General features: G+C 63.8%; 18 protein-coding genes. 14 read left to right on the top strand and 4 right to left on the bottom strand.

Annotation, left to right across the window (positions count from 1 at the left end; genetic code table 11):
- Positions 1 to 127 precede the first annotated feature (127 nt).
- The 4 genes from RhoFasB10_RS18900 to RhoFasB10_RS18885 form a co-directional block, all read right to left on the bottom strand.
- Positions 128 to 1,336: a tyrosine-type recombinase/integrase gene (locus tag RhoFasB10_RS18900; protein WP_167678012.1), complete on the bottom strand. Its 1,209-nt coding sequence runs from the start codon at positions 1,334 to 1,336 to the stop codon at positions 128 to 130.
- Positions 1,336 to 1,563, bottom strand: a complete 228-nt coding sequence (locus RhoFasB10_RS18895; protein ID WP_167678010.1) for a DUF3263 domain-containing protein — start codon at positions 1,561 to 1,563, stop codon at positions 1,336 to 1,338. The genes RhoFasB10_RS18900 and RhoFasB10_RS18895 overlap by 1 nt, the downstream gene beginning before the upstream one ends.
- 142 nt (positions 1,564 to 1,705) lie before the next feature.
- On the bottom strand, positions 1,706 to 2,137 hold the full coding sequence (locus RhoFasB10_RS18890) for a hypothetical protein (protein ID WP_167678008.1): 432 nt from the start codon (positions 2,135 to 2,137) through the stop codon (positions 1,706 to 1,708).
- An 88-nt stretch (positions 2,138 to 2,225) separates the two neighbouring features.
- On the bottom strand, positions 2,226 to 2,909 hold the full coding sequence (locus tag RhoFasB10_RS18885; protein WP_167678006.1) for a hypothetical protein: 684 nt from the start codon (positions 2,907 to 2,909) through the stop codon (positions 2,226 to 2,228).
- Between the two features lie 290 nt (positions 2,910 to 3,199).
- Between RhoFasB10_RS18885 and RhoFasB10_RS18880 the strand changes: the two genes are divergently transcribed.
- The 14 genes from RhoFasB10_RS18880 (at position 3,200) to RhoFasB10_RS18815 (ending at position 10,475) form a co-directional block, all read left to right on the top strand.
- On the top strand, positions 3,200 to 3,463 hold the full coding sequence (locus tag RhoFasB10_RS18880) for a helix-turn-helix transcriptional regulator (RefSeq protein WP_346764428.1): 264 nt from the start codon (positions 3,200 to 3,202) through the stop codon (positions 3,461 to 3,463).
- 482 nt (positions 3,464 to 3,945) lie between these two features.
- The gene (locus RhoFasB10_RS18870; RefSeq protein ID WP_167678001.1) at positions 3,946 to 4,710 is read left to right on the top strand and encodes a phage antirepressor KilAC domain-containing protein; all 765 of its coding nucleotides are present in this window, start codon (positions 3,946 to 3,948) and stop codon (positions 4,708 to 4,710) included.
- On the top strand, positions 4,707 to 4,937 hold the full coding sequence (locus RhoFasB10_RS18865) for a helix-turn-helix domain-containing protein (RefSeq protein ID WP_167677999.1): 231 nt from the start codon (positions 4,707 to 4,709) through the stop codon (positions 4,935 to 4,937). Before RhoFasB10_RS18870 ends, RhoFasB10_RS18865 begins: the two co-directional genes overlap by 4 nt.
- Positions 4,934 to 5,104 (top strand): hypothetical protein, encoded by a 171-nt coding sequence (locus RhoFasB10_RS18860; protein WP_167677997.1) that lies wholly within the window; start codon positions 4,934 to 4,936, stop codon positions 5,102 to 5,104. Before RhoFasB10_RS18865 ends, RhoFasB10_RS18860 begins: the two co-directional genes overlap by 4 nt.
- Before the next feature lie 320 nt (positions 5,105 to 5,424).
- Positions 5,425 to 5,715: a hypothetical protein gene (locus RhoFasB10_RS18855; protein ID WP_167677995.1), complete on the top strand. Its 291-nt coding sequence runs from the start codon at positions 5,425 to 5,427 to the stop codon at positions 5,713 to 5,715.
- On the top strand, positions 5,712 to 6,032 hold the full coding sequence (locus RhoFasB10_RS18850; protein ID WP_167677993.1) for a hypothetical protein: 321 nt from the start codon (positions 5,712 to 5,714) through the stop codon (positions 6,030 to 6,032). Before RhoFasB10_RS18855 ends, RhoFasB10_RS18850 begins: the two co-directional genes overlap by 4 nt.
- Complete coding sequence (locus RhoFasB10_RS26680; RefSeq protein ID WP_277345889.1) at positions 6,029 to 6,151, top strand: hypothetical protein; 123 nt, start codon at positions 6,029 to 6,031, stop codon at positions 6,149 to 6,151. The genes RhoFasB10_RS18850 and RhoFasB10_RS26680 overlap by 4 nt, the downstream gene beginning before the upstream one ends.
- Positions 6,148 to 6,600: a hypothetical protein gene (locus RhoFasB10_RS18845; RefSeq protein ID WP_167677991.1), complete on the top strand. Its 453-nt coding sequence runs from the start codon at positions 6,148 to 6,150 to the stop codon at positions 6,598 to 6,600. The genes RhoFasB10_RS26680 and RhoFasB10_RS18845 overlap by 4 nt, the downstream gene beginning before the upstream one ends.
- Positions 6,601 to 6,709: 109 nt before the next feature.
- Complete coding sequence (locus tag RhoFasB10_RS18840) at positions 6,710 to 7,009, top strand: hypothetical protein (protein ID WP_167677989.1); 300 nt, start codon at positions 6,710 to 6,712, stop codon at positions 7,007 to 7,009.
- 2 nt (positions 7,010 to 7,011) lie between these two features.
- Positions 7,012 to 7,467: a WhiB family transcriptional regulator gene (locus tag RhoFasB10_RS18835; protein WP_167677987.1), complete on the top strand. Its 456-nt coding sequence runs from the start codon at positions 7,012 to 7,014 to the stop codon at positions 7,465 to 7,467.
- A complete protein-coding gene (locus tag RhoFasB10_RS18830) occupies positions 7,464 to 8,222 on the top strand; it encodes a hypothetical protein (protein ID WP_167677985.1) in 759 nt (252 codons plus the stop codon). Before RhoFasB10_RS18835 ends, RhoFasB10_RS18830 begins: the two co-directional genes overlap by 4 nt.
- Positions 8,219 to 8,698, top strand: coding sequence for a WhiB family transcriptional regulator (locus tag RhoFasB10_RS18825; protein ID WP_167677984.1), 480 nt, complete (start codon positions 8,219 to 8,221; stop codon positions 8,696 to 8,698). Before RhoFasB10_RS18830 ends, RhoFasB10_RS18825 begins: the two co-directional genes overlap by 4 nt.
- Positions 8,695 to 8,922 (top strand): hypothetical protein, encoded by a 228-nt coding sequence (locus tag RhoFasB10_RS18820; protein WP_167677982.1) that lies wholly within the window; start codon positions 8,695 to 8,697, stop codon positions 8,920 to 8,922. The genes RhoFasB10_RS18825 and RhoFasB10_RS18820 overlap by 4 nt, the downstream gene beginning before the upstream one ends.
- Positions 8,919 to 10,475, top strand: a complete 1,557-nt coding sequence (locus tag RhoFasB10_RS18815; RefSeq protein ID WP_167677980.1) for a DNA cytosine methyltransferase — start codon at positions 8,919 to 8,921, stop codon at positions 10,473 to 10,475. The genes RhoFasB10_RS18820 and RhoFasB10_RS18815 overlap by 4 nt, the downstream gene beginning before the upstream one ends.
- The last annotated feature ends 58 nt before the right edge of the window (positions 10,476 to 10,533 follow it).

The raw sequence follows: 10,533 nt of genomic DNA, 5'->3' as shown, positions 1-10,533 counted from the left end.
GTGCCCCCGGCAGGATTCGAACCTGCGACCAAGGGATTAGAAGTCCATTCGACGGGGTCCAGCCAGGTCCGAGCAGATCCCCAATTTTCACTGTTTCTGCTGGTCAGTACAGCTCTTCGAACCAGCTTCATCCAGTGCCATCAAGCACCTTCAAATTGGGTTTTGCTGCACGCGGTGCTGCACGCCGGTTCAGCACGTTGGCGACCACACCCCACTGGGACCGGCCGAGATGGGCGTACCGCTGCGTCACGGTGATCGACGAGTGCCCCATCAAGGTGCACACCTCCGCCAGTGGGATGCCGGCGCGCACGAGCGTCGATGCGAACGTGTGCCGCATGTCATGGACCCGTACGTGTCCGACTGGATTCCAGCGGCCCTGCGAATCTTTGACGGCCGCGCGTGAGCATGCGCGCGCCCAGCTCCGGTGCCGGAAATTGTCCGCGTCGATCGCCTTCCTGTCGGCGCCCTGTGCGAACACCAATCCACTGCGGCACTTCGTCACCCGGTTGTGTCGCACCGGGCAGCACAACCCTGGCCCGTGCTCATCGAGCCGATCTCGAAGCATCTCGACGACCTCGTCGGTCAGCGGTATCGATCGAAGCTGATACGACTTCGGCGCCTTCATGGATCGACCTTTCGGGTCGTAGGCGTGCCTCACCGTCACCGACTTGGCTTCGAGATCGATCGACTCCCAGTGCACACCCTGCATCTCCCCCATGCGCATCCCGGTCGCGAATCCGAACTTCGCCAGCAGCCGATCCTGTCCGACGAGTTCGTCGGTGATCGCATCCTGCTCGGCCTCGGTGAGATACCGCTCAGGAGAGTTACCGTCCTGGACGATCTTCACGCCACGGCACGGTGTGCGGTCGATGAGCTTCGCGAGTTCGGCGGCCTTCATCGATGCCGAGAGCACGCGGTAGATCTTCTCGACCGTCGACGCCGAGAGCGGCCCGCCCGCGGTGAACGATCCGGCCGTCCGGACTCCGCCTGTCCTACCGAGTTGAGTCACCCAGAGTTGGACGTCGTCGTGCTCGATTTTCGACAGTGGCACGTCGCCCCATCGAGGCCGGACGTGGTTCTCGATCTTCGACATGTCACCGGTGAGGGTCTGCGGGGCGACGGAACGCCGTTCGAGCCATAGCGGCTCCCACTGCGCCCACGTCATCGACTGGGCGGCAGGATCTTTGGGGTTCAGCCGAGCATCCTGTTCGGCGGCGGTCGCTTTTCCGAGTGCCTGCTTTTCTCGGGGGTAGCTGCCGGCGGACCGCACTTTGCCGTGAGCGTCGCGGTACATCCCCTGATACTTGCCGGACGGTAGCTTTCTGGTCCATGCCATCAGCTCGCCCGTCTGACTTTCGCTTTGCTGTCGCGGATCCGTCGGAGCCTGTTGACGAGGACAGGTTCGGCTGCGAGCGCCTCGGGGTTGTCGAGGAGTTCGTTCAGCAGCTGGTAGTAGCGGACCGGAGAGATCATGAGTTCGAGCGCGATGTCGACCTCTTTCCCGGCCTGCGATTTGTAGAAGCGCTTCTCGATCTCGAGCATCTTCAACTCGTACGGCTTCATGCTCCCCACTCACTCCCTTCTGGATCTGCGGCGTGAATTTCGCGTTCCCATTTGTCGTCGAGGATCTGACTTTCCTTCGGTCCCCGTTGACATGCAAGAACAGTGATCTCTTTTCCCGACACTGGGTCGGTCCAGGTCATCATCATGGCTGTCTCCGTTTCAGTTCGTCGTCGATGTAGCGGCGCTCCTCGGCCGTCAGGCCTTGGATGCGTGCGATGACCATGTGGACGTCGCACCACAGCTCGCCCGCGGTCTCCTGGCCGACGTCGAAACGCGTCCAGATCAGGGCGTCGAGAAGCGCCTCGATCGGGATCAGTCGGCGTGATGCGATCTCGTCGACGATCCGTTCCTCCGCCGAGAAGCGGTCGTGCGGGTTGCATTCGGTGCCGCGCTCGCGGTGCACCAGCTCGTGTGTGAGAACCGACCTGCGGCCGGCCTGGTCGAGGCCTCGGTGGAGATAGATTCCGTCGTCCGTCCAGACGCCCTTGAGGTCGCCCGGAAGGTAGTACCGACAGGTCACCGAAACGTCGGGATGCGTGTCCCTCAGCGTTCGCCACGGATGCCATCGAGTCATGCCGACGAGTCTCTGTGATGGGTCCGACAAACTACACGGCTGTAGTTTTTTGACCTGCGCTGCAGCGCGCAGGATTCATTCGAATGACCTACTGGTCGTCGGGATCTTGCGACTCGTCCTCGGGCCGCGGCGGGTCCGGGTACAGACTCGCCTCGCTGTCGGGGAATCGCGATGCCGCCAGCGCCTTGCGCGGATCGAACGGCGGCATCCCGTCAGGCCAGTCGCCTTGATTCTCGTCAGTCCCGTCTGTGGGCTTGACGAGCTTCATGGGGGGTTTGCGGACTTCCGCGCCGCCGCCTGGGCCGCGCTGCTCCGGGCTGCCCTCTTCCGTCCGCGGTTCCTGCTCTTCGTCATCATGATCATCCTTTGCGTCAGCGAAATGCCGGTCGGCGATTGCTGCGATCTCGAACGACGCCTGAGCACGGACGTACATCGCCACTAACTCGCGGCTGACGCTTTCGATGGACTCTCGAGCCGAGGCTGGCAGGTCGCCGGCCAGGGGGAGGGTTAAGGCGTGGGGGTCGTTGCCGACCCCCACCGACAGCCCGAGTGCACGGGCGGCCGCCATTACGACGTCAGTTACAGAAACGCCCAACCCAAGCGCCAGTCCACGGATCGTGGGCGGGTCAGGGAAGTTGCGCTGCTGCTTGGTTGCGAGCTGGTGAAGACGCTTCGCCGTCGGCGTGCCGCCGCAGTCCTGAGACAGCCGCTCGTACGAGCGGGTGCCCTTTCGGTCCGCGATCAGCTCGCTCAGGGTTCGTTCTTCGATCACAGGAGCAACCGTCGCTTGTCGCTGGATGATCTGTCCACCTGGCGATCTTAGGCAGTGCGTAACCCAGATGACCAGTTGCGCGCAGCGGTTACGCCTAACTACTGATCAGAGAATTTTTTGGCATATGCCCACACCAGCGCCGCGACGGCAAGATAGGGCTTGACGTGTTGCCTAGCAATGGGTAATGATTCACCGCATCATGCTTGACAGAGCGCCTAACGAGGGGTGAGGATATGCAGGTCACAACGACACAGCGCCGTCGAATCAAACGAAGGAGGTGGCCAGTGGGAATGCGAATGAAGCTCGTCGCACGTGACGCGTTGCTCGATCGAATGATCCGCAAGGATTTCTCCAATCGACGTCTGGCGAAGTACGCCGAATGCGCACCCGGCACGATCGACAATCTGCTCAACGGGCGCACACAGGCGGTCAACAAGCCGCGAACGGCAGAGCTCATCTGCGAGGCGTTGGACGTGCCACTCGACGTCTTTTTCGTGCCCGAAATTTCCAACAATGAGCGGCAATCCACCGCTCGACGCAAGGTGCCGGCCTAGTGGGGCTCGATCGGGGAGACGACGTCCGAAACCACTTCGTCTACCGAGCTTTCGACAAAGACGGCCGACTGCTTTACGTCGGATGCTCTTCACGGCCTCTGACGCGATGGAACGAGCATCGCTCGTCCAGTCCGTGGTGGACGTCGAAGGCCCGCACGTTTCGGATGCAAGGGCCGTACTGCTACCGGACGGCCAGGGGCATCGAACGAGAGGCGCTTCGGTCCGAGGATCCGCTTTACGGCTGGACTCCCAAACGGCACCGAGAAGTGAGGCGCCGGGACGCCTGGGCCAACAGGCGGATCGCTGGATTGATGCAGGGCGGCATGGACTTTCCGGTCGCCGTCAAAAAGGCGTACCGCGAAGCGCACCAGAGGTTCCCGGGTGCACGACACGTCACCAACCGCCCGGATCCCAGATTTCTAACCGAAAGAGCCGCCACCTGAGGCAACAGGTGACGGCTCACGACACAGATTGGAGATCAAATGTCTGACCTGACTCTACCAATGGAGTCGACGTTCGACGCGCTGCAGCGCTCGGACGGCACTTGGTCGGCGCGCGACCTGATGGCCCACCTCGGTTACGACCGATGGGAGAACTTCGAGTCTGCAATCGACCGCGCCCGATTGACAGCAGAGAACCAGGGTCACCGCTTCGACGATCTTTTTCGTGGCGTCACGGAAAAGTCCGGCGGCCGACCACGATTCGACTACCGGATGACTCGGTTTGCCTGCTACCTCGTCGCGATGAACGGTGATCCGCGCAAGCCGGAGATCGCAGCGGCTCAGTCGTACTTCGCGATCAAGACGCGTGAGGCCGAGACAGCGACACCGGCGCTGACGGCTGCCGAGCAGATGGCGCGCGGACTGATGGCGGCGCAAGAGCTGCTCGCTGCGAAGGACAGCCGTATCGCCGAGCTCGAACCGAAGGCTGAGATCGGCGAGAAGTTCCTCGACGCCGACGGCGATTACTCGGTGAAAGATGCAGCCGACACCCTGACCCGCGCCGGCATCAAAACTGGGCAAGGTCGACTGTTTTCTGACCTCGAACGCCGCGGCTGGGTGTATCGCGCGAAAGGCGACGGCAAGTGGCGCGTCTACGCCTCCGTCATCCAGGCCGGTGTCATGTCGGTCATTCCGCAGTCGCACTACCACCCGAAGACGGGCATCCTCGTACTCGATCCGCCGCAGCCTCGGGTCACGCCGAAGGGCATGCAGAAGCTACTAGCGGATCTTGGCGGTGCAGCATGAGCGCCCCGACCTCTCCGTGGCTGACAGCGCAAGAAGCGGCCGACCGTGCGCGCTGCCACCGCGAGACGATCTACACCGCCCTCCACGACGAGGAGTTGAAGAGGGGCACCGGCCTGGTCGGCAGGCAGCGCAAAGCACCGAAGGGCGCATGGCTGATCCATGTCGACGACCTCGACGCGTGGGTGTCGGGCACTTCGGCTTCCAGGACGCTGCGGAGGTCGGCATGACCGACCGTTACCCGGACACTCGTCACGAGTTCAACCGGAAGCATGCGAAGTTCGTGGCCGCGTACGAGGCTCATCCGCCGACGGCCGATTGGACGGTTCTGTTGTGGGCCGTCGTAATGGTCGTGGTGATCGGTGTGGTCACGACTGCTGTGGTGGTGCTTCGATGAGTGCCCCGTACGCCGAGTGTGATTTGGATGCGATCGCGTCGACGGTGTCTATCGCCGAGCGAGTCGCGACCGAGTTCACGTTCGCTCTTCTTTCTTCGACTTCCGCTGCCGCGCATGGGCTGTGCGTCGGCGCGGATCGGGTGATGCCTGCAGCCACTGGCGCGGTGTCACCGGCGGCAGGAGCTTCCTTCCCTGCTTCTGCCGCCCCTACGTCCTGAAATGAGGTCGGGCCCCGCATGCCGGCGGGGCCCGTCCGAAAGTCCACGAAAACCGGAAAGGGGATTCCCGATGGACCGAATCAATCATAAAGGTGGCGTCCGGTGACGGCGTCCATCACTCATCTCCCCGTGCGGGTGGTGTGCATGCCTGCGCCGCGGCGGGTCGACGGCGGCGAGGTCGCTGCTGTGGTGGCGGAGTGCGCCGAGCTGCTGGCGAAGATCAGCGCCCGCAAGGCGGATCTCGACGACTACGTCACCGACTTCCGCACTGCGGAAACGCCTTCGGAGCGGTCGGCTGCCCGACGGCTGTACGAGAGCACGTCGAGCCTCATCGACATCGAGACCGGGTTCCTGCAGGAACGCCTGGACATTTTGAAGGAGATCACGAAATGAGTGTGACGTTCTATGACCGGTCGGCTGAGGTGATCGATCAGGCGACGTGGCAGGCGCGGGTGAAGGACGCCAGTTACGTTGTCCTGTCCGATGATCGGGTGCCGTCGCCGGATGGCGAGTTTCGGGTGTACACGTTGTGGCAGGGCGTCGACTTCTCGTTGGGGAAAGAGCCTGTCCCGCAGATCTTTCAGACGATCGTGGAGCGGGCGGGTCGGGCTGCGGCTGAGCGTGTTGTGTATGCGGCGACGGAGGCTGCTGCGTTGACGGCGCACGCTGAGGTCGTCGACCAATTGCGGGCAGGGCTGGTGCCGGCATGAGCGAATTCGATTGGGGTCCGGCGCATCGCGCGTTGACTCGCGCTGACTCGATCGCACTGTGGGTGTCCGGTTCGGTGATCGGTGCGATTCTTGGCGCCCTCGGGTGGGCGGCGGCATGACGACACTCGACTTGCAGGCGATTCTGGATCGTGCCGACGCTGCGACCGAAGGGCCATGGCGAACAGAGCCGTCGAAGTACGTGCGTCAGCGCTACGTAGTCCAGACAGACACCCGACGCACGATCTGGCACGCCACGAACGACGTTTTCGAAGCAATCGACGCGGAGTTCATCGCTGCTGCTCGCACTGATGTGCCGTTGCTGGTCGCCCGTGTACGGGAGCTCGAAGCTGTTCCGCGCGTACTCGATCCGAGGAAGCTGTCGGCTGAGGAGATCGAGGCTGCACTCGATGCGCTGCCGGGTCGCGCTGTCGTCACCTGCAACGCCTTCGACGAGCCGGGCGTCTGGATCCGCACCCGCCCACAAGAGTGGCACGGAAGCGGCCTCGTTCACGCGCGCACCTCGCGTTACCTCGCCCGCTACTGCGCACCTCTCCAGGTCATCCGATGAGGCTGAACGTGATGCAGGTGTTGATCCTGGCGGTTCCGATCTCGGCCGTCCTGTATCTCGCCCTGTACCAGGCATTCCTGGCGCTCGGCGACTTCCTGAAGTGGGTGCTGTGACGACTGCACCTGAGGACACTGTCGACGGATACCTGCGGGATCTCGCCGAGCAGATCATCGACGACCTCGGAACCGAACCCGGCCACCACGAATGGACCGTCGCCACCGCCGAAGCGCACTACGAAGCCACACAGAAATCGGCGTGCACCGTCTACATCGAAATCGAGTTACCCGACGACCGAGGACAACTGCACCTGGTCGCTCATCCACTCCCCCAATCCAATCCCGTGTTCGACGACGGCGCAGCCGCCGACCGGGCACGAGACCGACAGATCGATATCGAGAACGGAGTCTGATCATGGAGAACGCTCTATGCCGAGAGCACGATCCTGAAATCTTTTTCCCGCAAGGGACGGCCGGGCGGGAAAGGGTCCGGCAGGTTCGCGTGATGGAGGCGCAGAAGGTGTGTGCTGCGTGCCCGTTGGCGAACCACCGTGAATGCGCCGCGCTGGCGTTGAATGGCGGCGCCGAGGATGGTGTGTGGGCTGGCGTCGATTTCGGTGACACCCCGGCGAGTCGTCTCGCCGCGAAGGAGCGGCTGTCGCTGATCGCCGGCCGCGGCCCGTACACGCCGGCGCCGCGCATCCCGCGGGTCTGCCAGGGTCCGTGTGGTCGACCATTGCGGAGGCAGCGCGTCCGTATCGAGGATGCACCTGGCACTGTCGCGCTGGCCGGTGATGGGCGCTGCAGCTCCTGCCTGCGCCTGTTCCGCGGCCAGGACGCGCGACCAGAACTGCTGGCGGCCGCGTCATGAAACGCCCCGACCGTGGCCCGTACATCGGGCAGCCAGTGACTCGCATTCCACAGATGCCGAAGACCGCAAAGGTCCCGGCCGAGGTGGTGATGCCGCATCTGCAGCATCTTCTGTCGATCGGCATGACGCCGTGCATGATTGCTCGGGCTGCTGGCGTATCAGCTGGTCCGTTGTACAAGATCCTCGCCGGCCAGACTGTCGCGTTGAAGCCGACTGTCGATGCGCTTCTCGCGGTTTCTCCTCGCCCGCATCCGCAGCAGGCGAACGTGCTCGCTTACGCGGCCCGCCGACGGTTGGAGGGACTGGCGGTAATGGGTTGGCCGGGCCGAGCGATCTCGGCGCAAAGCGGCCTGAATTTGCCGTCGCTGCATCGCGTCCACGCCGGATCTGTGTTGAGTTTGCGGACGCATGTCGCGGTCCTCGACGTCTTCGACCGGATCTCGCACATTCGCCGCGGCGACATCCGGACGACGAAGTGGGCGCAGCGGCGAGGCTTTGTCCATCCGATGCTGTGGGACGACATCGACGACTTCTACGAGGTTCCGGCTGCACCTGACGATTCAGGTATCCCGGATCCGGTTGTGGTGGAACGCCTGGTGGACGGGCGTCGTGTTGATGCGACGCGCGCGGAACGCCGGGAGGCGTGGCGGCTGCTGTCCGTGCAGGGTCTGCCTGCGAACGAAATCGCGGGTCGCTTGTCGATCTCCAAGCGGACGGTCGAACGGTACAAGTCCGAGATGGCGGTGGCGTCATGATCTTCGATCTGGATCTCGTCGACGCCGACGACTGGGATGTCGACGCGCTGTGCGCTCAGGTCGACCCGGAAATGTTCTTCCCGGAGGGGCCGCCGTCGGCGATTCATAGCCAGGTCGTGGCTGCGCAGCAGGTGTGCGCGGACTGCCCGGTGAAGCAGAAGTGTGCACGGAGGGCGCTCACGAGCTTGTCGGTGTCGGGTGTGTGGGCGGGTGTCTATATGGGGTCTCACGCGTTGGATCGCAGGTATGCCCGCGAGCGGCTCGAAGAGATTGCTGGCACCACAGCCCCCGCGCCCCGGGCGGGCGGGGTCCGTCCACCACGTGGGCCGTTCGCTTGTGCAGGTTCGTGCGGCCGTTCGGTGCGGCCGATGGGTCGTCTGCTCGAGGAATACCCGGACACCGTGTCGCACCACCGCAAGGGCATGTGCGGCAGGTGTTACCGCGAGCATGAGCTGGCGACGGCAGGTGTGGCATGACGACGCTCAACGTCGGCGACGAGATCACCTCGCTCGACCAGCTCGTCGAGCTCCCAGTCGGGTCGATCGTCCGATCCGGAACTGCCCGGGTCGCGCAAAAGACCTGGCTTGCAACTGCATCCGAGCCCGACGAGTGGGTCGAGACCGGCGACTCCACGCCCATCACATCGTCCGATCTCGACGACTATCCGCACCGGCTGCTGTACATCGGAGGCCAGGAATGACGTTGACGCTGACCGACATGTTCTGTGGTGCTGGCGGTTCAAGCACCGGTGCGATCCAAGTGCCGGGCATCAGCATTCGAGTCGCCTCGAATCACTGGAAGCTCGCGATCGAAACGCACAACACCAACCATCCCGACGCGGACCACATCTGCGCTGACCTGTCCCAGATCGATCCCCGCTACTTCCCGACGACCGACATCGGGTGGTTCTCACCGGAGTGCACCAACCACTCGATCGCGAAGGGTAAGAAGCGGGCCGATTCGGCACCCGACTTGTTCGAGGAGGTTCTGCCCGACGACGCCGCTGAGCGGTCTCGGGCGACGATGTGGGACGTCGTTCGCTTCACCGAGTTCCACCGGTACCGCGGGGTCATCGTCGAGAACGTTGTCGATGCGTGGAACTGGACTCCGTTCCGCGCGTGGCTGATGGCGATGGACTCGCTCGGCTATGACCACGAGGTCGTGTATCTGAACTCGATGCACGCGCAATTGCATGGGCCGGGTGCTCCGCAGTCGCGGGATCGGATGTACATCGTGTTCTGGCTGCACGGGAACACGAAGCCGAACTTGCATCACGTCACGCGGCCGCACGCGGTGTGTGCGGAGTGTGGCCCGGTTCGGGCGATGCAGTCGTGGAAGCGGACTGATCGTGCACCGTGGGGTCGGTACCGCGCGCAGTACGTTTACCGCTGCCCGAACGTGAAGTGCCGCAACCAGGTTGTCGAGCCTGCATTCCGGCCGGCTGCCGACATCATCGACTGGTCGATGCAGGGCGTGCGGATCGGGGACCGTCCGAAGCCGCTGGCCGCGAAGACGATGGCCCGAATACAGGCAGGGATCGAGCGGTACTGGTCGCCGTTCGTGCTCGACAACAATCACTCGAACCGCGGGCGCGGGATTGACGAGCCGATGCCGACGATGACGACGGCCACGACTAAGGCTCTCGTCGTCCCGGTCGAGGGCCGCGAAGGGAAGTCGGCATCGTCATCCGATGACCCCATGCGCACGATGACCACACGCAGTGAGACCGGCGTCGCTCTGCCGTTCGTGACGGTGATGCGTGGGCAGTCGAAGAACCACCGCTCCGACGCGGCACTGTCGACGGTCTCTGGAGGCGGCATTCACCACGGTGTCGTGTCGCCGCCGTTCATCGCGGAACTCCGCGGTGGCGGGTCGGTCGCACGACCAGCCAGTGATCCACTCTCGACGGTCACCGCCTCTGGCAATCACCACGCGCTGATCATGCGCAACAACGGAGTTCGAGGAGGGAACCCTGCACGGCACACCACACCGTCAGATGAGTACATCCGCACCGTCACCACCGCGGGTCACCAATCGCTGATCGAGGCTGACAGGCCAACGATCGACATCGACGACGTTCGTTTTCGGATGCTCGAGCCCCGCGAGATCGTCGCCGCGATGGACTTCCCATCCGACTACGTCGTTCTCGGCACGCGCCGCGAACAGGTCCGCATGGCAGGGAATGCGGTCACCCCGCCGGCTGCTCGAGACCTCGTCGCCGTCGTCGCCGAATCGCTAGGGGTTGCGTCGTGAAACTCCGAGAAGCGAAGAAGCGCATTGGTTCTCACGTCATCTACACCTCCCCCGTCGA

Origin of the sequence: Rhodococcus sp. B10, assembly GCF_011770055.1 — a bacterium.
Taxonomy (GTDB): Bacteria; Actinomycetota; Actinomycetes; order Mycobacteriales; family Mycobacteriaceae; genus Rhodococcoides; species Rhodococcoides kyotonensis_B.
The sequence above is the reverse complement of the archived record's forward strand: the minus strand, read 5'-3'. Positions and strand labels throughout refer to the sequence as shown.